Origin of the sequence: Streptomyces sp. XH2 (genome assembly GCF_049725035.1) — a bacterium.
GTDB classification, from domain to species: Bacteria; Actinomycetota; Actinomycetes; order Streptomycetales; family Streptomycetaceae; genus Streptomyces; species Streptomyces roseoverticillatus.
In genome coordinates, this window is the sequence record NZ_JBMMMZ010000017.1 from 99,826 (window position 1) to 121,608 (window position 21,783).

A 21,783-nucleotide genomic window follows, 5' to 3' on the forward strand; every position below is an offset into this window, starting at 1 on the left:
TGGGCAGGCGTTCCGCAGGGCGGAACGGGTGGGCACAACCGACCACCGGCCCGCACCCGACCCATGACCGGAGGAACCATGACCGAGACCACCACCCCCGAGCCCTTCGGCGCCCGGCTGCGCCGTGCCATGGACACCAGGGGTCCGCTCTGCGTCGGCATCGACCCCCACGCCTCCCTCCTCGCCGACTGGGGCCTCCCCGACACCATCGACGGCCTGGAGCGCTTCACCCGCACCGTCGTGGAGGCGCTCGCCGACCGCGTGGCCGTCCTCAAGCCCCAGTCCGCCTTCTTCGAGCGCTTCGGCTCGCGCGGCATCGCCGTCCTGGAGCAGGCCGTCGCCGACTCCCGGGAGGCCGGCGCGCTGGTCCTGATGGACGCCAAGCGCGGCGACATCGGCTCGACCATGGCCGCGTACGCCGCCACCTACCTCGACCCCTCCTCGCCGCTCTTCTCCGACGCCGTGACCGTGAGCCCGTACCTCGGCTACGGCTCGCTGCGCCCGGCGCTGGAGCTGGCGCGCGAGAGCGGCACCGGCGTGTTCGTGCTCGCGCTCACCTCGAACCCGGAGGGCGCCGAGGTGCAGCACGCCGTGCGCGCCGACGGGGCGAGCGTCGCCGCGACCATGCTGAACCACCTGCGGGCCGAGAACGCGGACGCCGCGCCCATGGGCTCGTTCGGCGCGGTCGTCGGCGCCACCCTGGGCGCCAGCCTCGGCGCGGCGCGCGCGGATCTGGACATCAACGGCCCGCTGCTCGCGCCCGGCATCGGCGCCCAGGGCGCGACCGCCGCCGACCTGCCGAAGGTCTTCGGCGCGGCCGTGCGCGACGTGGTGCCGAACGTCAGCCGCGGCGTGCTCCGGCACGGGCCGGACGCCACGGCGCTGCGGGCGAGCGCCGAGCGGTTCGCCGCCGAGGTGCGGGAGGCCGTGAGCGCCGCGGATCCGTCGGCCGGGTAGCCGCCGGGGGCCCGCGGAACGGCCGGCGGTGCCGGCGTCCGCCGCGGAAGCGTCAAAATTGTTGGTCTATATGTCCGGAAAAGTCCTGGTCGAGCGAGTCTGACCAGGACTTTTCGCTTGTTCTCGCTGACTGGAGCGGAATCGGCCGCTAGTCTCCGACGAGAGCGAACGTGCAAGCGCGTTGCTCGTTGCTCCCCAGGTGTGGGCCGACTAGGTTCCTCACCGGTCCGTTATCCGACAGTTCGATATCCGAGGTGACGTAGGCGTGGCTCTTCCGCCCCTTACCCCTGAACAGCGCGCTGCCGCGCTCGAAAAGGCCGCCGCGGCTCGCCGGGAGCGCGCCGAGGTCAAGAATCGGCTCAAGCACTCCGGAGCCTCGCTGCACGATGTCATCGCGCAGGGCCAGACGAACGAAGTGATCGGCAAGATGAAGGTCAGCGCACTCCTGGAGAGCCTGCCGGGCGTGGGCAAGGTCCGCGCCAAGCAGATCATGGAGCGGCTCGGGATCTCCGAGAGCCGTCGTGTGCGCGGGCTCGGCTCGAACCAGATCGCATCCTTGGAGCGTGAGTTCGGCGGCAAGGCCGCCTGACGTTCCCAGGCACTCCCGCGAACCGGGATAATCGCTGCATGAGTACTGCAGTCTCCCGGGGGACGTCCCCCGTACCCCCGGCCAGACAACCGCGGCTGACCGTGCTCTCCGGCCCCTCCGGGGTCGGCAAGAGCACGGTCGTCGCCCATATGCGCAAGGCGCACCCCGAGGTGTGGCTCTCGGTCTCGGCCACCACCCGCAAGCCGCGCCCCGGCGAGCAGGACGGTGTCCAGTACTTCTTCGTGGACGACGAGGAGTTCGACAAGCTCATCGCCAACGGTGAGCTGCTGGAGTGGGCCGAGTTCGCCGGCAACCGCTACGGCACGCCGCGCCAGGCGGTCCTCGACCGCCTGGAGGCCGGCGAGCCCGTGCTGCTGGAGATCGACCTGCAGGGCGCCCGGCAGGTCCGCGAGACCATGCCGGAGGCCCAGCTGGTCTTCCTGGCGCCCCCGAGCTGGGACGAGCTGGTCCGCCGGCTCACCGGCCGGGGCACCGAGTCGCCCGAGGTGATCGAGCGCCGCCTCGCCGCGGCCAAGGTCGAGCTCGCCGCGGAGTCGGAGTTCGACGTCACGCTGGTCAACACCTCCGTCGAGGACGTTGCGCGTGAACTGCTAGCCTTGCTCCGTTGACCATCTTTCTTCACCCCCCTTCGGAAGGCAGAGAGTGTCCTCTTCCATCACCGCGCCCGAGGGCATCATCAACCCGCCGATTGATGAGCTGCTCGAGGCCACCGACTCGAAGTACAGCCTGGTGATCTACGCCGCCAAGCGCGCCCGTCAGATCAACGCGTACTACTCGCAGCTCGGCGAGGGCCTGCTGGAGTACGTCGGCCCGCTGGTGGACACCCACGTCCACGAGAAGCCGCTCTCCATCGCGCTCCGCGAGATCAACGCGGGTCTGCTGACCTCCGAGGCCATCGAGGCCCCGGCGCAGTAAAGCGGGGCGGCGTCCTCGCCGTCTTCGTCTGTTTTCGTCACCACGGGTCCGGTAGCGCCGCTGCCGGACCCTTGGTGTGTCATGGGACCTGTACGCAACCGATGGATGGGGAGAGCGCGAGCGATGGACAAGCCCAAGGTCGTCCTGGGGGTCAGTGGCGGCATCGCCGCCTACAAGGCGTGCGAGCTGCTGCGCCGGCTCACCGAGTCCGGCCATGACGTCCGCGTGGTGCCGACCGCCTCGGCCCTGCACTTCGTCGGCGAGGCGACCTGGTCGGCACTGTCCGGGCACCCCGCCGGCACCGAGGTCTGGGAGAGCGTCCACGAGGTGCCGCACGTGCGCATCGGCCAGGAGGCCCGGCTCGTCGTGGTCGCGCCCGCCACGGCCGACATGCTGGCCAAGGCCGCCCACGGCCTCGCCGACGACCTGCTGACCAACACGCTGCTCACCGCCCGCTGCCCGGTCGTCTTCGCGCCCGCCATGCACACCGAGATGTGGGAGAACCCGGCCACCCGGGAGAACGTGGCGACGCTGCGCCGCCGCGGCGCGATCGTCATCGAGCCCGCCGTCGGCCGCCTCACCGGCGTCGACACGGGCAAGGGCCGGCTCCCCGACCCCGAGGAGATCTTCGAGGTCTGCCGCCGGGTACTGGCCCGCGGGGCCGCGGCCCCGGTCGCCGACCTCGCCGGCCGGCACGTGGTCATCAGCGCCGGCGGCACCCGCGAGCCGCTCGACCCCGTCCGCTTCCTCGGCAACCGCTCCTCCGGCAAGCAGGGGTACGCCCTGGCCCGTACCGCCGTCGCGCGCGGCGCCCGCGTCACGCTCGTCGCCGCCAACAGCGAGCTGCCCGACCCGGCCGGCGCCGACGTCATACGGGTGGGCACGGCCGTGCAGCTGCGGGAGGCCGTTCTGAAGGCCGCCGAGGACGCGGACGCCGTCGTGATGGCCGCCGCGGTGGCCGATTTCCGCCCTTCGCATTATGCCGAGGGCAAAATCAAGAAGCGGGACGGCGAGGAGCCGGCGCCCGTCGAGCTCGTCCGGAACCCCGACGTCCTCGCCGAGCTCTCCGCGAGCCGGCCGCGCCCCGGACAGATCGTCGTGGGCTTCGCCGCCGAGACCGACGACGTCCTCGCCAACGGTCGCGCCAAGCTCGCCCGCAAGGGCTGTGACCTGCTGGTTGTCAATGAGGTGGGGGAGCGGAAGACCTTCGGTTCGGAGGCGAACGAGGCCGTCGTCCTGGCCCCCGACGGCTCCGAGACCCCCGTTCCCTACGGCCCCAAGGACGACCTCGCGGACACCGTCTGGGACCTCGTCGTACGGCGCTTCTCCTGAGCCCTCCGCGCGCCGGAGCGCGCGGGTGCCGCAGGTCACAGAGGCCGGTGATACGAGACAGGATGTCCCAACCACGAGAACGCCGGATAAACTGACCGAGGACCCAGCGCCGAGCGCAGCTCTCGGCCGGGTCCGTCAATGATCAGCCAGCAGCCGCTGCAACCCCAGGGAGCGATGTGTCCCGCCGCCTGTTCACCTCGGAGTCCGTGACCGAGGGTCACCCCGACAAGATCGCTGACCAGATCAGCGACACCGTCCTCGACGCCCTGCTGCGCGAGGACCCCACGTCTCGTGTCGCCGTTGAGACCCTCATCACCACGGGCCTCGTCCACGTCGCCGGTGAGGTGACGACCAAGGCCTACGCGCCGATCGCCACGCTCGTGCGCAACAAGATCCTCGAGATCGGTTACGACTCGTCCAAGAAGGGCTTCGACGGCTCCTCCTGCGGCGTCTCGGTCTCCATCGGCGCCCAGTCGCCGGACATCGCCCAGGGTGTCGACGCCGCCTACGAGGCCCGCGTCGAGGGCGATGAGGACGAGCTCGACAAGCAGGGCGCGGGCGACCAGGGCCTGATGTTCGGCTTCGCCTGCGACGAGACGCCGAACCTCATGCCGCTGCCGATCGAGCTGGCGCACCGCCTCTCGCGCCGCCTGTCGGAGGTCCGCAAGAACGGCACCATCCCCTACCTGCGCCCCGACGGCAAGACGCAGGTCACCATCGAGTACGACGGCAACAAGGCCGTCCGCCTCGACACCGTCGTCGTCTCGTCGCAGCACGCGTCGGACATCGACCTCGACTCGCTGCTCGCGCCCGACATCCGCGAGTTCGTCGTCGAGCACGTCCTCAAGGAGCTCGTCGAGGACGGCATCAAGCTCGACACCGACGGCTACCGCCTCCTGGTGAACCCGACCGGCCGCTTCGAGATCGGCGGCCCGATGGGCGACGCCGGCCTCACCGGCCGCAAGATCATCATCGACACGTACGGCGGCATGGCCCGCCACGGCGGCGGCGCCTTCTCCGGCAAGGACCCGTCCAAGGTCGACCGCTCCGCCGCCTACGCGATGCGCTGGGTCGCGAAGAACGTCGTCGCGGCCGGTCTGGCCTCGCGCTGCGAGGTCCAGGTCGCCTACGCGATCGGCAAGGCCGAGCCGGTGGGCCTGTTCGTCGAGACCTTCGGCACGAACACCATCGACACCGACAAGATCGAGAACGCCATCGCCGAGGTCTTCGACCTCCGCCCGGCCGCGATCATCCGCGACCTCGACCTGCTGCGCCCGATCTACGCGCAGACCGCCGCGTACGGCCACTTCGGCCGTGAGCTGCCCGACTTCACGTGGGAGCGCACGGACCGCGTGGAGGCGCTGCGGAAGGCCGCGGGCCTGTAAGCACCTCCGGGGCGCACGCGCCCCGGGCACCGCTGTCCTGACGCCGGGCGGACTGGAGATCCAGTCCGCCCGGCGTTGTCAGTGGGGTCTGGTAGGACTGTGGCTGTGAGCAGCGAGAACGGGCGGTCCCAGGGCAAGCCTCCGGAGCACGGGGAGCAGCTCGCGCTCATACGGGAGAGCGTGCGCGAGGCCAAGGCGAAGGCGCCCAAGGCCAAGCCGCGGACGTGGCGGGGGGCGCCGCTGGCCAAGACGCTGCCCGTCGCGCGCGTGCTCGTCGACAAGGGCCCCGTCCACCTGGACCGGCTGTGGGACTACGCCGTGCCCGAGGAGCTCGACGCCGACGCCCGGCCGGGCGTGCGGGTGCGGGTGCGGTTCGGCGCCGGGACGCGCAATGTGCGCGGGGGGCGCCGGGAAGGCGGCGGGCTCCTCGACGGCTACATCGTCGACCGGGTGGCCGAGTCCGACTACCAGGGACCGCTCGCCGCGATCGCCCAGGTGCTCTCGCCGGAGCCGGTGCTCAGCCCTGCGCTCTACGAGCTCTGCCGTGCGGTCGCCGACCGCTACGCCGGTTCGCTCGCCGACGTGCTGCAGCTGGCCGTGCCGCCCCGGCACGCCCGCATCGAGGCCGAGCCGTCGCCCGCGCCGCTGCCCCCGCCGGGGGTGCCGGAGCCCGGGAGCTGGGCGCGGTATCCCACCGGGCCCGCCTTCCTCGACGCCGTGGCCCGGGGGGACACCCCGCGGGCCGTGTGGACGGCGCTGCCCGGCCCGCACTGGCCGCACGAGCTCGCGCGGGCCGCGGCGGCGGCGCTGTCGTCCGGGCGCGGTGCGCTGGTCGTCGTGCCGGACGGGCGGGACGCGGCGCGCGTCGACGCCGCCCTCGGGGAGATCCTGGGGGAGGGCCGGCATGTGCTGCTGACGGCCGAGCTCGGGCCCGAGGAGCGGTACCGCCGCTGGCTCGCGGTCAGCCGGGGTTCGGTGCGGGCCGTGGTCGGCACGCGGGCGGCGATGTTCGCGCCCGTGCGGGACCTCGGACTCGTCGCCGTCTGGGACGACGGGGACGGCAGCCACAGCGCGCAGAACGCTCCGCACCCGCACTCCCGCGAGGTGCTCGTGCAGCGCGCGGTGCATGAGAAGGCCGCCTTCCTGCTCGGCGGCTTCGGCTGCACGGTGGAGGCCGCCCAGCTGGTGAACACGGGATGGGCCCTGCCGCTGGCCGCCGCCCGCGAGACCGTGCGCGCCGTCGCCCCCGCCGTGCGGACCGTCGGCGACTCCGACGAGGCCCGCGACGCGGCGGCGCGCGCCGCCCGGCTGCCCAGCCACGCCTGGCAGGCCGCCCGCGAGGGGCTCAAGCACGGGCCGGTGCTCGTCCAGGTGCCCCGCCGCGGCTACGTGCCCCGCCTCGGCTGCGAGCGCTGCCGCGAGCCCGCCCGGTGCGGGCACTGCGCCGGCCCCCTGGAGGCCGGCGGCGCCGACGGCGCGCTGCGGTGCGGCTGGTGCGGGCAGGAGGCGCCCCCGGGCTGGCACTGCGCGGAGTGCGGCGGTTCCCGGCTGCGGGCCCGGGTCGTGGGCGCGGGGCGCACCGCCGAGGAGCTCGGGCGGGCCTTCCCGTCCGTGCCCGTACGGACCTCCGGGCGGGATCACATCCTCGACACCGTGCCCGACCGGCCCGCGATCGTCGTCTCCACCCCCGGCGCGGAGCCCGTCGCCGAAGGCGGCTACGCCGCGGCCCTGCTGCTCGACGGCTGGGCGCTGCTCGGCCTCCCCGACCTGCGGGCGGGGGAGGAGGCGCTGCGGCGCTGGCTGTCCGCGGCGGCGCTCGTCCGCGGGCAGGCGGACGGCGGGGTCGTCGTCGTGGTCGCGGAGCCCACGCTGCGGCCCGTGCAGGCGCTCGTGCGCTGGGATCCCGCCGGGCACGCGATGCGGGAGCTCGCCGACCGGGCCGAGCTCGGCTTCCCCCCGGTGTCCCGGATGGCGTCGGTCTCCGGCCCCCCGGAGGATGTCGCCGACCTGCTCGCCGCGGCTGAGCTCCCGGAGGACGCGGAGGTGCTCGGGCCGGTGCCCCTGCCGGTCACGGTCCCGGGCCGCCCGCGGCGGCCCGGCGACCCGCCGCCGGGGGAGCGGTGGGAGCGGGCCCTGCTCCGGGTGCGGCCCGGGCGGGGTGCGGTGCTGGCCGCGGCCCTCAAGACCGCCCAGGCGGCGCGCCTCGCCCGCCGCGACGGCGAACCGGTACGGCTGCGGATCGACCCCCCGGACATCGGCTGACGGGCCGCCTCGGCGGGGTGTCCGCGCTCCGGTACGGGGCACTGCCGGTCGGATTGCTCGCCCAGCGCTGCGGCCCTTGGATCCGCCGCGACGGTGCTTGGCCCCCGCGGCGGATTCCGGCGGTGCCGTACCGACCTGGGTGGGCTCGGCACCGCCGATGACGTTGTGCTCGGTTGCTCGCCGTTGCGGCGGGAGTGCGGTGCCCGGCAGGGCGTATGCGGGCCGCGGTGCCGGGGCTCTTGGACCCGCCGCGACAGCGACCCGCCCCGCAGCGGAAGTGACGTGCCCGGCACCGCGTATGCCCGGCACCGCGTATGCCCGGTCCGCCGCCCGCAGGGCTAGCCGTTGCGGGGGCCCGGGAAGGCCGGGGGGCGTTCTTCTCGGTGGGACGGGGGCGGGGTCTGGCCCGGGACGGTACGGGCGGCCGGAACGACCGGGACCGGTGCCGGCTCCGCCGTCCGGACCGCCTCCGGGGCCTCCGCGGACGCGGCCCCGTTCGTGCGGCGCGCCCCGTAACGCCGGTGCACCGCCTGCTTGGTGACCCCGAGCGCCGAGCCCACCGCGTCCCACGAGAAGCCGAGCGAGCGGTCGAAGTCGACCGCGGCCGTCACCAGGGTCTCGACGCTGTCCCGCAGCTCCTGCGCCAGCCGTACGGTCGGCGCGGGAGCCCGCCCGTAGACGACGAAGCCGGCCGAGGGGCCGGTGCGCCGCGGGCGGTAGACGTTGCCCAGCTGAGCGGTGAGGGTGCGCAGGGCGTCCACCTGCCTGCGGACCCGCTCGATGTCCCGGACCAACAGATGCAGGCTGGCCCGTGCCTGGGCGTCGTGGGTTGCGTGGTCGGCCATGAAGAAGCCTCTCGGACCGGCGGGGTAAAAGGACGGAAAATGACGAGAGTTGACGCGACGGGCGACGAACGACGGAAGAGTCCCGCGGCGGCGGCCCGATTCGGTCAATCTCTCTTGACCACAACGCGCCATGGGCCACCGGGTCACGGTATGGGGGCGCACATCCGCCGGAATGAGGCGCGTGACTGTCCGTACGCCCCCCGGGCCAAAGGACCTTTAGACTGGTGGGCCGTTCCGCTCGGCGCTCGAGGAGAGGTAGTTCGCCACCCATGAGGCTCGTCTTCGCCGGTACCCCCGAGGTCGCCGTCCCCGCCCTCGACGCCCTGCTCGCCTCGGACCGCCACGAGGTCGTCGCCGTCGTCACCCGGCCCGACGCCCCCGCGGGCCGCGGCCGCCGCCTGGTCGCGAGCCCCGTCGCCGAGCGCGCGGAGGAGGCCGGCATCGAGGTGCTCAAGCCGGCCCGCCCGCGCGACGAGGACTTCCTCGCCCGGCTGCGCGAGATCGCCCCGGACTGCTGCCCGGTCGTCGCCTACGGCGCGCTGCTGCCCAAGGCCGCCCTGGACATCCCCGCGCACGGCTGGGTCAACCTGCACTTCTCCCTGCTGCCCGCGTGGCGCGGCGCGGCCCCGGTCCAGCACGCGATCCTCGCGGGCGACGAGGTCACCGGCGCGTCCACCTTCCTGATCGAGGAGGGCCTGGACTCGGGTCCGGTCTTCGGCGTGGTCACCGAGGAGGTGCGGCCCACCGACACCAGCGGCGACCTGCTGACCCGGCTGGCGTTCGCCGGCTCCGGGCTGCTCGCCGCCACGATGGACGGCATCGAGGACGGCTCGCTCAAGGCCGTGCCGCAGCCGGCCGAGGGCGTCTCCCTCGCCCCGAAGATCAACGTCGAGGACGCCCGGATCGACTGGTCCGCGCCCGCCCTGCGCGTGGACCGCGTGGTCCGCGGGTGCGCCCCGGCGCCGGGCGCCTGGACGCTCTTCCGCGGCGAGCGCCTGAAGGTCATGTCCGCGCCGCCCGCCCCCGACCGGGCCGGCCTCGCCCCCGGCGAGATCGCCGCCGCCAAGAACTCCGTGCACGTCGGTACGGGCTCCCACGCGGTCGAGCTGCAGTGGGTCCAGCCGCAGGGCAAGAAGCCGATGAAGGCCGCCGACTGGGCCCGCGGCGTCCGCATCGCCCCCGGCGAGCGGCTCGGCGAGGCCTGAGGGCAGGGCATCAGGGCAGAGCATCGCGGAGCGCAGAGCGTAGGCTGGACACCTTCGCCACCCAGCCTGCCCCGGAGCACCTTTCGTGAACGACCGTCCCGCCCGCCGCCCCGCAAAGCCCTACCGCCGGCCCAAGAAGGACCCGGTGCGGATCCTCGCCTTCGAGGCGCTGCGGGCGGTCGACGAGCGGGACGCGTACGCGAACCTGGTCCTGCCGCCGCTGCTGCGCAAGGCCCGGGAGAAGGGCGACTTCGACGCGCGCGACGCCGCGCTCGCCACGGAGCTGGTCTACGGCACGCTGCGCCGCCAGGGGACGTACGACGCGATCATCGCGGCGTGCGTCGACCGGCCGCTGCGCGAGGTGGACCCGCCGGTCCTGGACGTCCTGAGCCTCGGCGCCCACCAGTTGCTCGGCACGCGCATCCCGCCGCACGCGGCGGTGTCCGCCAGCGTGGAGCTGGCGCGCGTCGTCCTCGGCGACGGCCGGGCGAAGTTCGTGAACGCCGTGCTGCGGAAGATCACCGCGCACGACCTGGAGGAGTGGCTGGAAAAGGTCGCCCCGCCGTACGAGGACGACCCCGAGGAGCACCTCGCCGTGGTGCACGCGCACCCGCGCTGGGTCGTCTCCGCCCTGTGGGACGCGCTCGGCGGCGGCCGCGCCGGCATCGAGGACCTGCTGGAGGCCGACAACGAGCGGCCGGAGGTCACGCTGGTCGCCCGGCCGGGCCGCTCCACCCCGGAGGAGCTGCTGGCGGCCGTCGGCGAGGACTCGGCGCTGCCGGGCCGCTGGTCGCCGTACGCCGTGCGGCTCGCCGAGGGCGGCGAGCCGGGCGCGCTGGACGCGGTCAAGGAGGGCCGGGCCGGTGTCCAGGACGAGGGCAGCCAGCTGGTCGCGCTCGCCCTCGCGTCCGTGCCGGTGGACGGGCCGGACGCCCGCTGGCTCGACGGCTGCGCCGGCCCCGGCGGCAAGGCGGCGCTCCTGGGCGCGCTGGCCGCCGAGCGGGGGGCGGCGCTGCTGGCCTCCGAGAAGCAGCCGCACCGGGCCCGCCTGGTCGGGCGCGCGCTCGCCGGGAACCCCGGGCCGTACGAGGTCATCGCCGCGGACGGGACGCGGCCGCCGTGGCGCGAGGGCGTCTTCGACCGGGTCCTCGTCGACGTGCCCTGCACCGGTCTCGGCGCCCTGCGCCGCCGCCCGGAGGCCCGCTGGCGCCGCCGCCCGGAGGACGTGGCGGGCTTCGCCCCGCTCCAGCGCGACCTGCTGCGGGAGGCGCTGCGCGCCGTGCGGGTGGGCGGCGTCGTCGGCTACGCGACGTGCTCGCCGCACCCGGCGGAGACGAAGGCCGTCGTGGACGACGTCCTCAAGCGGGACGGCGTGAGCGCGGAGTGGATCGACGCGCGCCCGTACATGCAGGGCGTCCCGGCGCTGGGCGACGGCCCGGACGTACAGCTGTGGCCGCACCTGCACGGCACGGACGCGATGTACTTGGCGCTCCTGCGGCGCACCGCCTAGCGGAGGCTTACGGGGCTCGCCCGGGCCCGGAGCGCGTGGCGTCTGCGGCCGGCCCAGCAGTGAAGAGGCCTCGCCTCTTCGTTTCCGCCGCCGCGGTGATCAGCCACCGCGGCGCCGTCCGGCGGTGCCGCACAGCCTGAGGCCGGTCCGGCACCGCCAGCTCGCGCCGCGGTGGTCACTCGCCGCGGCGGAAACGAAGAGGGCGGAGCCCCTTCGCCGGACCGGCCACGCCTCGTCGGCCGACCGCCGCGGCGGCAACAGCGGCACGGAAGCGGAGGGGCCGCGCCCCTTCAAGCAGGCCCCCGCACAACTGAGCGCAGCGGACATGGCAGGCTTAAGGCATGGCCGCGCAGATCAATCCCAGCATCCTGTCCGCCGATTTCGCCCGTCTCGCCGACGAGGCCGAAGCGGTCAAGGGCGCCGACTGGCTCCACGTCGACGTCATGGACAACCACTTCGTCCCCAACCTCACCCTCGGCGTGCCGATCGTCGAGTCGCTGAGCCGGGCCACGGACACCCCGCTGGACTGCCACCTGATGATCGAGGACCCGGACCGCTGGGCGCCGCAGTACGTGGAGGCCGGCGCCGGGTCGGTGACCTTCCACGCGGAGGCCGCCGCCGCGCCGGTGCGGCTCGCGCGGGAGATCCGGGCGAAGGGCGCGCGCGCGTCGATGGCGCTGAAGCCGGCGACGCCGATCGAGCCGTACGAGGACCTGCTGCCCGAGCTGGACATGCTGCTGATCATGACGGTCGAGCCCGGCTTCGGCGGCCAGGCGTTCCTCGACATCATGCTGCCCAAGATCCGCCGTACCCGGGAGCTGATCTCGCGGCACGGCCTGCAGATGTGGCTGCAGGTCGACGGCGGCGTCTCGGCGGAGACCATCGAGCGGTGCGCGGAGGCCGGCGCGGACGTGTTCGTGGCCGGATCCGCCGTCTACGGTACGGAGGACCCGGCGGCGACCGTACGTGCGCTGCGCGCCCAGGCGGAGCGCGTCACGGCCGGTGCGGCCTGGGCCTGCGGGCACTGAGCGGGGTGCCGCGCTCGCCCGAAATGCTGAGCGCGAAGGTCAGGGTCTGATCAAGGACCGCCGTTTCTGACAGGATGACGGTGGAGTCCAAGCTCGAACAGTGTGAGAACAGTGAGGAGACGGTGGTGTCGACGGGCCGTTCAGCCACGCCGATGGGGCCCGCCGAGCTGGTGCAGGCGGCGGCCATGGCCCGCCGCTTCTACCTCGAGGGCAAATCGAAGATCCAGATTGCCGAGGAGTTCGGCGTGAGCCGCTTCAAGGTCGCCCGGGTGCTGGAGACGGCGCTCGAACGCGATCTCGTGCGGATCGAGATCCGGGTCCCCGCCGAGCTGGACGCGGAGCGCTCCGACGCGCTGCGCGCCCGCTACGGCCTGCGCCACGCGGTGGTCGTCGAGTCCCCCGCCGATGCCGCGGACGACGCGCCCGACCCCGAGAACCTGGGCGAGGTGGCCGCGGACCTGCTCGGCGAGCTGGTGCACGAGGGCGACGTGCTGGGCCTCGCCTGGGGCCGCTCGACCATCCACATGGCGGCGGCGCTGCACCGGCTGCCCCCGTGCACCGTCGTCCAGCTCACGGGCGTCTACGACGCGGGCACGGCGGAGCGCGGCTCGGTGGAGGCCGTGCGCCGCGCCGCGCAGGTCTCCGGCGGCGAGGCGCACCCGATCTACGCGCCGATGCTGCTGCCGGACCCGGCCACGGCCGCCGCGCTGCGCGGCCAGACGGGCATCGCGCGCGCCTTCGACTACTTCGACAAGGTGACGGTCGCGGCGGTCTCCATCGGCTCGTGGGCGCCGGGCATCTCGACGGTCTACGACATGCTGACCGAGGAGGAGCGGGCCCACTACGCCTCCCTGGGCGCCGCCGCGGAGATGTCCGCGCACCTCTTCGACGCCGAGGGCCGCCGGATCGGCCGGGACCTGGGCGAGCGCTGCATCACAGTCGAGGCAGACCGGCTGCGCCGGATACCGGAGGTCGTCGCGATCGCGGGCGGCCGGCGCAAGGCGGCGGCGATCGGCGCGGTGCTGCGGTCCGGGCTGGTCACGAGCCTGGTCACGGACACCACGGCCGCGGACTACCTCCTCAACGAGACGGGCCCGGGCCCCCGCCCCGCACTCGACCGGGCGGACCCGGACGGGTCGTAGCCGCGCACCCCGCTGCGGCGGGGGAGCCGTAGCACCGGCAGTCTCCTCGAACGCGATCCCCGAACGCCGGGCGACGCGCGGACGTCAGTGGGCAGAGCGCGCGGTCGCCTGCGCGGGCGCTCGCGCTCGGCGCGTGGCCTGCCGCACGGGGACCCCGCGGGGGCGGAGATCCCCGGTTCGGTGTAAAAGCAGGCAAGCCGGACGCCTCGGGCGATGCCACAGGGCTCGTCCCGGACGCTTGGCCGAAGTCACAGAATGCGACGCGGGTTCGCCACAACGGCTCGGAATCATGGATGATGGGTCCAGGAACCTCAGCCCGTTCCGGTGTCGGCCCGGTCTGACTCCCCACCCGCTCTGTACGTAAAATCGCAGGTGAGAGAGCCAGTATGCGTTTCCTTAACGACCAGAAGCCGCCGTACGACCTTACGTACGACGATGTGTTCATGGTGCCGAGCCGCTCCGCGGTCGGCTCCCGCCAGGCGGTGGACCTCTCCGCGCAGGACGGGACCGGGACCACCATCCCCCTCGTCGTCGCCAACATGACCGCGATCGCCGGCCGCCGCATGGCCGAGACCGTCGCCCGCCGCGGTGGCATCGTCGTCATCCCGCAGGACATCCCGATCGAGGTCGTCACCGACGTCATCTCCTGGGTCAAGAGCCGCCACCTCGTGCTCGACACCCCGATCGTCCTCAGCCCCTCCCAGACCGTCGCCGACGCGCTGTCCCTGCTGCCCAAGCGGGCCCACGGCGCCGGCGTCGTCGTCGACGCGGACCACCGCCCCGTCGGCGTCGTCACCGAGCACGACCTGACCGGCGTGGACCGCTTCACCCAGCTGTCCGAGGTCATGTCCACCGAGCTGCTGCTCCTCGACGCGGACATCGACCCGCGCGAGGCGTTCAACCAGCTCGACGCCGCCCACCGCAAGCTCGCCCCCGCGGTCGACAAGGACGGCAAGCTCGCCGGCATCCTGACCCGCAAGGGCGCCCTGCGCGCGACCCTCTACACCCCCGCCACCGACGCGGACGGCAAGCTGCGCATCGCCGCCGCCGTCGGCATCAACGGCGACGTGGCGGGCAAGGCCAAGGCCCTGCTGGAGGCCGGCGCCGACACGATCGTCGTCGACACCGCGCACGGCCACCAGGAGACGATGATCGCCGCGATCAAGGCCGTCCGCGGCCTCGACCCGCAGGTCCCGATCGTCGCGGGCAACATCGTCGCCGCCGAGGGCGTGCGCGACCTCATCGAGGCCGGCGCGGACATCATCAAGGTCGGTGTGGGCCCGGGCGCCATGTGCACCACCCGCATGATGACCGGCGTGGGCCGCCCGCAGTTCTCCGCCGTCCTGGAGTGCGCCGCCGAGGCGAAGAAGTACGGCAAGCACGTGTGGGCCGACGGCGGCGTCCGTCACCCGCGCGACGTGGCCATGGCCCTCGCGGCCGGCGCGTCCAACGTGATGATCGGCTCCTGGTTCGCCGGCACCTACGAGTCCCCGGGCGACCTGCAGCAGACCGCCGACGGCCGCTCCTACAAGGAGTCCTTCGGCATGGCCTCCGCCCGCGCCGTGCAGAACCGCACCTCCACGGAGTCCGCCTACGACCGCGCCCGCAAGGGCCTGTTCGAGGAGGGCATCTCCACCTCGCGCATGTTCCTCGACCCGGCCCGCCCGGGCGTCGAGGACCTGATCGACTCGATCATCGCGGGCGTCCGCTCCTCCTGCACCTACGCGGGCGCCGGCTCCCTGACCGAGTTCGCCGAGCGTGCCGTCGTCGGCGTCCAGAGCGCCGCCGGCTACGCCGAGGGCAACGCCGGTGCACGCCAGCTGGCTGTAACCCCTCACCCTCTGAAAGGGGCGTGACCCGGTGCGCCGGGTCACGCCCCTTTTTTGCTGCCCATGTACCGATTCATAACGCGACGTGCAACGATCGCCCGTTTCGGAACCCCGGACGCAATGATCAGCCGGGCATACGCAAGAATGGTGCATTACGAGCGCGGGCCCTGACCTCGTAGGGTCTGCGCAGAACGTGGAGTGGCGGGTACCGCTTGCTCGGCGGTACCCCCTCGCTACGGGTTTGCTCTGTCATGCCCGCGTGCCCCGGTACCGCCGTGGGCCGCCGCTTCCTGACCGGCATCCCCCGACCGGCAGTCATGAACGGAGCACCCCCGTGTTGGACCAAGGCATCGCGCCCCCCGTCACCGGTGACAAGCGGCCCACCCCGCCGCCCGCCGCCGGCTTCGGCGCCCGCCTGATGCGCCGCAAGCCCGTCGAGCGACTGGTCGCCGAGGGCGGCCAGGGCGAGGGCGGCACCCTGCGCCGTTCGCTCGGCATGTGGCAGCTGACCATGATCAGCATCGGCGCCACCCTCGGCACCGGCATCTTCGTCGTCCTCGGCGAGGCCGTTCCCGACGCCGGCCCGGCCGTCGTGATCTCCTTCGTGCTCGCCGGCGTCACGGCGCTGTTCTCGGCCCTGTCCTACGCCGAGCTGGCCGGCACCATCCCGGTCTCCGGCTCCTCGTACTCCTACGCCTACGCCACCCTGGGCGAGATCATCGCCTGGGTCTGCGGCTGGTGCCTGATCCTGGAGTACGGGGTCTCCGTCGCGGCCGTGGCCGTCGGCTGGGGCCAGTACCTCAACGAGCTCCTCGACGGCACCATCGGCGTCACCATCCCGGCCGCCCTGGCCAACCCGCCCGGCACCGACGGCGGCATCTTCAACCTGCCCGCCCTGCTCGTCGTGCTGCTGTGCATGGCCTTCCTGATCGGCGGCGCCAAGGAGAGCGCCCGCGCCAACACGATCATGGTCGGCGTGAAGATCGTGGCCCTGCTGCTCTTCTGCGCCGTGGCCTTCACCGGCATCCGCGCCGGCAACTACACGCCCTTCATGCCGCTCGGCCTCGGCGGCGTCAGCGCCGCGGGCGCCACGCTCTTCTTCTCGTACATCGGCTTCGACGCCGCCTCCACCGCCGGTGAGGAGGCCAAGAACCCGAAGAAGGACCTGCCCAAGGCGATCATGCTGTCGCTGCTGATCGTCACGGTGCTGTACGTGCTGGTCGCGGCCGTCGCGGTCGGCGCCATGCCGTGGGGCGACTTCCAGGGCTCCGAGGCCGCGCTCGCCGGGATCATGAAGGACGTCACCGGCCAGAGCTTCTGGGCCGTGCTGCTCGCCGCCGGCGCCGTCATCGCCATCGCCAGCGTCGTCCTCACCGTCCTCTACGGGCAGACCCGCATCCTCTTCGCGATGTCCCGCGACGGCCTGGTCCCCAAGTCCTTCGCCAAGGTCAACCGCAAGGGCGTGCCGATGGCGAACACCGTGATCGTCTCGCTGTTCTGCGGCATCCTGGCCGCCGCGATCCCGCTCGGCCAGCTCGCCGACGCCACCAGCATCGGCACGCTCTTCGCCTTCGCCCTGGTGAACATCGCCGTCATCGTGCTGCGCTTCACCCGCCCCGACATGCACCGCAGCTTCCAGGTGCCGCTCTCGGGCCTGCGCATCAGCGCCTTCGGGGCGAAGATCCCGCTCGGCCTGGTCTTCCCGGTCCTGGGCTTCGCGATGTGCGTCTACATGATGCTCAGCCTCGACGTCATCACCTGGGAGGTCTTCGGCGGCTGGATGCTCGTCGGCCTGGTGATCTACTTCGCCTACGGCATGCGCCGCTCGCGCCTGGCCACCGGCGGCGCGGCCGAGGCCGTCACGATGGTGAAGCAGGCGCCTGCCGCGGCCGGCGCGAAGACCGGTGCGAAGGCAGGGGCCGGGACCGGCACCAAGGCCGGCACGAAGGCCGGCGCGAAGACCGCCGCCGCGACGGCGAAGAAGGCCGCCGGCCCGGCCGCCAAGTCCGGGAACGCGTCCGCCTCCGCGGGCACGCCCGGCGCGAAGGCCGCCGGCAAGGGCCGGCCGAAGCCGCAGAAGAAGGCGCGCGGCAAGCAGGCCCAGGCGAAGCCCGCCGCGAAGCCCGCCGCCAAGGCGGAGCCGAAGGCCCAGGCGAAGCCCGACGAGAAGAAGTGATCTTCTCCGCGCCGACCGAGTGACCCCTCACCGCGAGGGGACCGCGCCACCGCCCCCGGCCGCCCGGGGGCGGTGGCGCCGGCGTTCGGGTCGGGAACACGGCCGGGGACGTGATCTACTGCTCATAGCAGCAGCTGGTTACCCGTAGAAAAGTGATCCACCCGCCGTGCGATTGAATGAGCTCGACGAACGCATCGTGCATGCCCTGGCCGAGGACGCCAGGCGCTCCTACGCCGACATCGGCGCGGAGGTCGGCCTGTCCGCGCCGGCCGTGAAGCGGCGCGTGGACAGGCTGCGCGCCGAGGGCGCCATCACCGGCTTCACCGTCCGCGTGGACCCCGCGGCCCTCGGCTGGGAGACGGAGGGCTTCATCGAGATCTACTGCCGCCGCAACACCTCGCCCGAGGCGATCCACCGAGGCCTGTCCCGCTACCCCGAAGTGGCCTCGGCGTCCACCGTCACTGGCGAGGCGGACGCCCTCGTCCAGGTCTTCGCCTCCGACATGCGGCACTTCGAGCGCGTGCTGGAGCGCATCGCCGGAGAGCCGTTCGTCGAGCGCACCAAGTCGGTGCTCGTCCTCTCCCCGCTGCTGCGCCGCTTCAGCTCCGGCGCGCCCTCCTGAGCCCCGCCGTGCAGGACGAACCAGCCGGCGGACCCGTACCGGGATCGTTCGCCGGCCCACTGGCCAAGGTCGACCTGAACCTGCTCGTGGCCCTCGACGCCCTCCTCGACGAGGAGAGCGTCACGGCCGCCGCCGACCGCCTCGGCCTGTCCGGCCCCGCCATGAGCCGCGCCCTCGGCCGCATCCGGCGCGTCCTCGGCGACCCCGTGCTCGTCCGGGCCGGCCGCCACATGGTGCCCACCCCGCGCGCCCTGGCCATGCGGGCCGAGGTGCGGCGCGTCCTCGCCGACGCCCGCGCCCTCTTCACCGCCCCGGCCCCCTGCGACCCGGCCTCCCTGGAGCGCGTCTTCACCCTCAGCGCCCACGACAGCCAGGTGCTGGCCTTCGGCGCCCCGCTCCTCGGCCGCGCCGCCCGCGAGGCCCCCGGCGTCACCCTCCGCTTCCTCACCGAGGGCGCCACCGGCGTCCCCTCCCTGCGCGACGGCACCCTCGACCTGGAGATCGGCGTCATCGACCGCAGCGAACCCGAGATACGCGTCGAAACCCTCCTGACGGACCGCATGGTCGGCGTCGCCCGGCCCGGCCACCCGCTCCTCGACGGGGCCGTCACCCCGCGCCGGTACGCCGCGGCCCGCCACCTCCTCGACTCCCGGCGCGGCCGCCTCTCCGGGCCCGTGGACGAGGCCCTCGCCGCGCACGGGCTGCGCCGCCGGGTCGTCGGCACGGCCCCCACCTTCGCCGCGGCCCTGTTCGTCATCGCGGGCAGCGACGCCGTCGGCCTCGTCCCGGAGCGGGCCGCCCGGCCGGCCGCGGCCGCCCTCGGCCTCGTGACCTTCGAGGTCCCGCTCGATCTTCCGCCCCTGCGCTTCTCCATGGCCTGGCACCCCCGCCACGAGGAGGACAGCGGGCATCGCTGGCTCCGCGGCGTCGTCCGCGAGACTGCCTGCGGCACGGCTTGAGCCTCCGCGGCTCACGGTGGGTCCGGCACCGCCGGGCCGCGCTGCGGCGGTGGTGCGCCGCTGCGGCGGAAGAGGGCGTGCGGCCCGGCGCACGTGCGTCGGCGCCCGGACCGTGAAGGGTCCCGCCCTTCACCGTCCGCCGCCACGGCGATCAACCCCCGTGGTGCGGTCCGGCGGTGCCGGACTCGCCTCAGCGACGGACCCTGACCTACCCCCCGGTAAGGGCCACGCAACGAATCGCGCCGAATCGCTGGAAAGGCGCAACGAATCGCTCACCCTCACGCAACGGAGGAGCCTTGTCCGGTCAGGACGGCGGACCGTACCGTCAAGGCGTCTTAACGCGCGCCCCTCGCAGGGGCACCCGCACCACCCCCTCCGACCAGGTGAAGTGAGGCCGCATGACGCCGTCGCGTATCGCGCTGTACCAGGGCCCCGCCGGCGTTCCCTCCTCCACCTCGGACAGCCTCGCCGCCCTCGACGGCGCCGCCCGCCGGGCCGCCGCCGCGGGCGCCCGGCTGCTGCTCACCAACGAGCTGTTCCTCACCGGCTACGCCCTCGGCGCCACGGTCGCCGACCGCGCCGAGACGGCCGACGGCCCCGGCGCCCGCGCCGTCGCGCGGATCGCCGCCGAGCACGGCCTGGCCGTCGCCTACGGCTACCCCGAGCGCGACGCGGACGACCCGGCCACGGTCTACAACGCGCTGCAGCTCATCGCCCCCGACGGCGCCCGGCTCGCGAACTACCGCAAGACCCACCTCTTCGGCGCGTACGAGACCGAGCAGTTCCGGCCCGGCGGCGACCCCGTCGTGCAGGCGGACTTCGACGGCCTCCGCCTCGGCCTGCTGATCTGCTACGACGTCGAGTTCCCCGAGCCCGTGCGGGCCCACGCCCTGGCCGGCACCGAGCTGCTGCTCGCGCCCACCGCGCTGATGCGCCCGTACGAGATCGTGCCGCAGAGCGTGGTCCCGGTGCGCGCCTGGGAGAGCCAGCTGTACATCGCCTACGCCAACCGCTGCGGCGACGAGGGGGACTTCTCCTTCGCCGGCCTCAGCTGTCTCGCCGCCCCCGACGGGACCGTACGGGCGCGGGCCGGCCACGGCGAGGACCTGATCACCGCCGACGTGGACCCGGCGCTGCTGAAGGCCTCGCGCGCCGAGAACACCTACCTGAGCGACCGACGGCCGGAGCTGTACGCCTCGCTCGCCTGACCCCCGCCCCGCCCCGCCCCCCAGAGCCGCAAGCCCCCACTTCCGCAGGAGAGTTCAGCCGATGACGTCCATGGTGCCCACCGCCGCCCACGACGAGCCGTCGGAGCCGGTCCTGCCGCCGATCACGATGGTCGGCCCGGACTTCCCGTTCCCCTACGACGACTTCCTCGCCCACCCCGCGGGGCTCGGCCAGATACCGGCGACCGAGCACGGCACCGAGGTCGCCGTCATCGGCGGCGGCCTGTCGGGCATCATCGCCGCGTACGAGCTGATGAAGATGGGCCTCAAGCCGGTCGTCTACGAGGCCGACAAGATCGGCGGCCGGCTGCGCACCGTCGGCTTCGAGGGCTGCGACCCCTCGCTGACCGCCGAGATGGGCGCGATGCGCTTCCCCCCGAGCTCCACGGCGCTGCAGCACTACATCGACCTCGTCGGCCTGGAGACCAAGCCGTTCCCCAACCCGCTGGCCCCCGACACCCCGTCGACCGTCGTCGACCTCAAGGGCGAGTCGCACTACGCGAAGACCATCGACGACCTGCCGCCGGTCTACCGCGAGGTCGCCGACGCGTGGAGCGCCTGCCTGGAGGAGGGCGCGGACTTCTCCGACATGAACCGCGCCCTGCGCGAGCGCGACGTGCCGCGCATCCGGGAGATCTGGGCGAAGCTGGTCGAGAAGCTCGACAACCAGACCTTCTACGGCTTCCTGTGCGAGTCGGAGGCGTTCAAGTCCTTCCGGCACCGTGAGATCTTCGGCCAGGTCGGCTTCGGCACCGGCGGCTGGGACACCGACTTCCCCAACTCCATCCTGGAGATCCTGCGCGTCGTCTACACCGAGGCGGACGACCACCACCGCGGCATCGTCGGCGGCAGTCAGCAGCTCCCGGTGCGGCTGTGGGAGCGCGAGCCGCAGAAGATCATCCACTGGGCGCCGGGCACCTCGCTGTCCTCCCTGCACGGCGGCGACCCCCGCCCGGCCGTGACCCGCCTGCACCGCACGGCGGGCAACCACATCACGGTCACCGACGCGACCGGCGACATCCGCACGTACAAGGCGGCGGTGTTCACCGCCCAGTCGTGGATGCTGCTGTCGAAGATCGCCTGCGACGACTCGCTGTTCCCCATCGACCACTGGACGGCGATGGAGCGCACCCACTACATGGAGTCCTCCAAGCTGTTCGTGCCCGTGGACCGGCCGTTCTGGCTGGACAAGGACGAGGAGACCGGCCGGGACGTCATGTCGATGACGCTGACCGACCGGATGACGCGCGGCACCTACCTCCTGGACGACGGCCCGGACAAGCCGGCCGTCATCTGCCTCTCGTACACCTGGTGCGACGACAGCCTCAAGTGGCTGCCGCTGTCGGCGAACGAGCGTCTGGAGGTCATGCTGAAGTCGCTCGGCGAGATCTACCCCAAGGTCGACATCCGGAAGCACATCATCGGCAACCCGGTCACCGTCTCCTGGGAGAACGAGCCCTACTTCATGGGTGCGTTCAAGGCGAACCTGCCGGGCCACTACCGCTACCAGCGGCGCCTGTTCACGCACTTCATGCAGGACCGCCTGCCGGAGGACAAGCGCGGGCTCTTCCTCGCCGGCGACGACATCTCCTGGACGGCGGGCTGGGCCGAGGGCGCCGTGCAGACCGCGCTCAACGCCGTGTGGGGCGTCATGCACCAGTTCGGCGGCGCGACCGACCCGACGAACCCGGGCCCCGGCGACCGCTACGACGAGCTCGCGCCGGTCGAGCTCCCGGAGGACTGAGGTCCGCCACCCCTGACCGAGGCCCCCGGCCCCCCA

16 protein-coding genes and 2 pseudogenes are annotated in these 21,783 nt (G+C 73.4%); 17 read left to right on the forward strand and 1 reads right to left on the reverse strand.

The window, feature by feature from the left end; all coding sequences use genetic code 11:
* Nucleotides 1-78: 78 nt before the first annotated feature.
* The 7 genes from pyrF to ACOTKD_RS31945 all read left to right on the forward strand — a co-directional run bounded on the left by pyrF (nt 79) and on the right by ACOTKD_RS31945 (nt 7,461).
* Nucleotides 79-957 (forward strand): orotidine-5'-phosphate decarboxylase, encoded by an 879-nt coding sequence (pyrF, locus tag ACOTKD_RS31915; RefSeq protein WP_424892487.1) that lies wholly within the window; start codon nt 79-81, stop codon nt 955-957.
* A 265-nt stretch (nt 958-1,222) separates the two neighbouring features.
* Nucleotides 1,223-1,546, forward strand: a complete 324-nt coding sequence (locus tag ACOTKD_RS31920; protein WP_030365336.1) for an integration host factor — start codon at nt 1,223-1,225, stop codon at nt 1,544-1,546.
* 38 nt (nt 1,547-1,584) lie between these two features.
* The gene (gene gmk / locus ACOTKD_RS31925) at nt 1,585-2,175 is read left to right on the forward strand and encodes a guanylate kinase (protein WP_078660007.1); all 591 of its coding nucleotides are present in this window, start codon (nt 1,585-1,587) and stop codon (nt 2,173-2,175) included.
* Between the two features lie 34 nt (nt 2,176-2,209).
* A complete protein-coding gene (gene rpoZ / locus ACOTKD_RS31930) occupies nt 2,210-2,482 on the forward strand; it encodes a DNA-directed RNA polymerase subunit omega (RefSeq protein WP_004948662.1) in 273 nt (90 codons plus the stop codon).
* 123 nt (nt 2,483-2,605) lie between these two features.
* On the forward strand, nt 2,606-3,814 hold the full coding sequence (gene coaBC, locus ACOTKD_RS31935) for a bifunctional phosphopantothenoylcysteine decarboxylase/phosphopantothenate--cysteine ligase CoaBC (protein ID WP_424892488.1): 1,209 nt from the start codon (nt 2,606-2,608) through the stop codon (nt 3,812-3,814).
* Between the two features lie 176 nt (nt 3,815-3,990).
* Complete coding sequence (gene metK, locus ACOTKD_RS31940) at nt 3,991-5,199, forward strand: methionine adenosyltransferase (RefSeq protein ID WP_424892489.1); 1,209 nt, start codon at nt 3,991-3,993, stop codon at nt 5,197-5,199.
* 105 nt (nt 5,200-5,304) lie between these two features.
* Nucleotides 5,305-7,461 (forward strand): primosomal protein N', encoded by a 2,157-nt coding sequence (locus ACOTKD_RS31945; RefSeq protein WP_424892490.1) that lies wholly within the window; start codon nt 5,305-5,307, stop codon nt 7,459-7,461.
* A 338-nt stretch (nt 7,462-7,799) separates the two neighbouring features.
* Here the strand turns inward: ACOTKD_RS31945 and ACOTKD_RS31950 are convergent, their stop codons facing one another.
* Entirely contained in the window at nt 7,800-8,306 is a 507-nt protein-coding gene (locus ACOTKD_RS31950; protein WP_359108581.1) for a hypothetical protein, read from the reverse strand.
* 269 nt (nt 8,307-8,575) lie between these two features.
* On the opposite strand from ACOTKD_RS31950, the gene fmt reads away from it, so the two are divergent.
* The 10 genes and pseudogenes from fmt to ACOTKD_RS32000 all read left to right on the forward strand — a co-directional run bounded on the left by fmt (nt 8,576) and on the right by ACOTKD_RS32000 (nt 21,747).
* Nucleotides 8,576-9,511, forward strand: coding sequence for a methionyl-tRNA formyltransferase (gene fmt, locus ACOTKD_RS31955; protein ID WP_424892491.1), 936 nt, complete (start codon nt 8,576-8,578; stop codon nt 9,509-9,511).
* An 85-nt stretch (nt 9,512-9,596) separates the two neighbouring features.
* Nucleotides 9,597-11,021, forward strand: coding sequence for an RsmB/NOP family class I SAM-dependent RNA methyltransferase (locus ACOTKD_RS31960; RefSeq protein WP_424892492.1), 1,425 nt, complete (start codon nt 9,597-9,599; stop codon nt 11,019-11,021).
* 341 nt (nt 11,022-11,362) lie between these two features.
* On the forward strand, nt 11,363-12,049 hold the full coding sequence (gene rpe, locus ACOTKD_RS31965; protein WP_030365344.1) for a ribulose-phosphate 3-epimerase: 687 nt from the start codon (nt 11,363-11,365) through the stop codon (nt 12,047-12,049).
* Nucleotides 12,050-12,201: 152 nt separating this feature from the next.
* Nucleotides 12,202-13,191: a sugar-binding transcriptional regulator gene (locus tag ACOTKD_RS31970; protein WP_189382563.1), complete on the forward strand. Its 990-nt coding sequence runs from the start codon at nt 12,202-12,204 to the stop codon at nt 13,189-13,191.
* 386 nt (nt 13,192-13,577) lie between these two features.
* Nucleotides 13,578-15,021 (forward strand): annotated as a pseudogene (locus ACOTKD_RS31975) (GuaB1 family IMP dehydrogenase-related protein).
* Between the two features lie 333 nt (nt 15,022-15,354).
* Nucleotides 15,355-16,869: pseudogene (locus tag ACOTKD_RS31980) on the forward strand (amino acid permease); the annotation flags it as partial.
* A 493-nt stretch (nt 16,870-17,362) separates the two neighbouring features.
* On the forward strand, nt 17,363-17,818 hold the full coding sequence (locus tag ACOTKD_RS31985; RefSeq protein WP_030365350.1) for an Lrp/AsnC family transcriptional regulator: 456 nt from the start codon (nt 17,363-17,365) through the stop codon (nt 17,816-17,818).
* Between the two features lie 8 nt (nt 17,819-17,826).
* The gene (locus tag ACOTKD_RS31990; RefSeq protein WP_424892493.1) at nt 17,827-18,777 is read left to right on the forward strand and encodes a LysR family transcriptional regulator; all 951 of its coding nucleotides are present in this window, start codon (nt 17,827-17,829) and stop codon (nt 18,775-18,777) included.
* 398 nt (nt 18,778-19,175) lie between these two features.
* Entirely contained in the window at nt 19,176-19,985 is an 810-nt protein-coding gene (locus ACOTKD_RS31995; RefSeq protein WP_424892494.1) for a carbon-nitrogen hydrolase family protein, read from the forward strand.
* Nucleotides 19,986-20,046: 61 nt separating this feature from the next.
* Nucleotides 20,047-21,747, forward strand: coding sequence for an FAD-dependent oxidoreductase (locus ACOTKD_RS32000; protein WP_424892495.1), 1,701 nt, complete (start codon nt 20,047-20,049; stop codon nt 21,745-21,747).
* Nucleotides 21,748-21,783: the final 36 nt, after the last annotated feature.

Coding starts and splice junctions, on each gene's coding strand:
- fmt (WP_424892491.1), top strand. CDS start 8,576: ATGAGGCTCGTCTTCGCCGGTACCCCCGAGGTCGCCGTCCCCGCCCTC.
- ACOTKD_RS31950 (WP_359108581.1), bottom strand. CDS start 8,306: ATGGCCGACCACGCAACCCACGACGCCCAGGCACGGGCCAGCCTGCAT.
- ACOTKD_RS31995 (WP_424892494.1), top strand. CDS start 19,176: ATGACGCCGTCGCGTATCGCGCTGTACCAGGGCCCCGCCGGCGTTCCC.
- pyrF (WP_424892487.1), top strand. CDS start 79: ATGACCGAGACCACCACCCCCGAGCCCTTCGGCGCCCGGCTGCGCCGT.
- ACOTKD_RS32000 (WP_424892495.1), top strand. CDS start 20,047: ATGACGTCCATGGTGCCCACCGCCGCCCACGACGAGCCGTCGGAGCCG.
- ACOTKD_RS31970 (WP_189382563.1), top strand. CDS start 12,202: ATGGGGCCCGCCGAGCTGGTGCAGGCGGCGGCCATGGCCCGCCGCTTC.
- gmk (WP_078660007.1), top strand. CDS start 1,585: ATGAGTACTGCAGTCTCCCGGGGGACGTCCCCCGTACCCCCGGCCAGA.
- coaBC (WP_424892488.1), top strand. CDS start 2,606: ATGGACAAGCCCAAGGTCGTCCTGGGGGTCAGTGGCGGCATCGCCGCC.
- rpe (WP_030365344.1), top strand. CDS start 11,363: ATGGCCGCGCAGATCAATCCCAGCATCCTGTCCGCCGATTTCGCCCGT.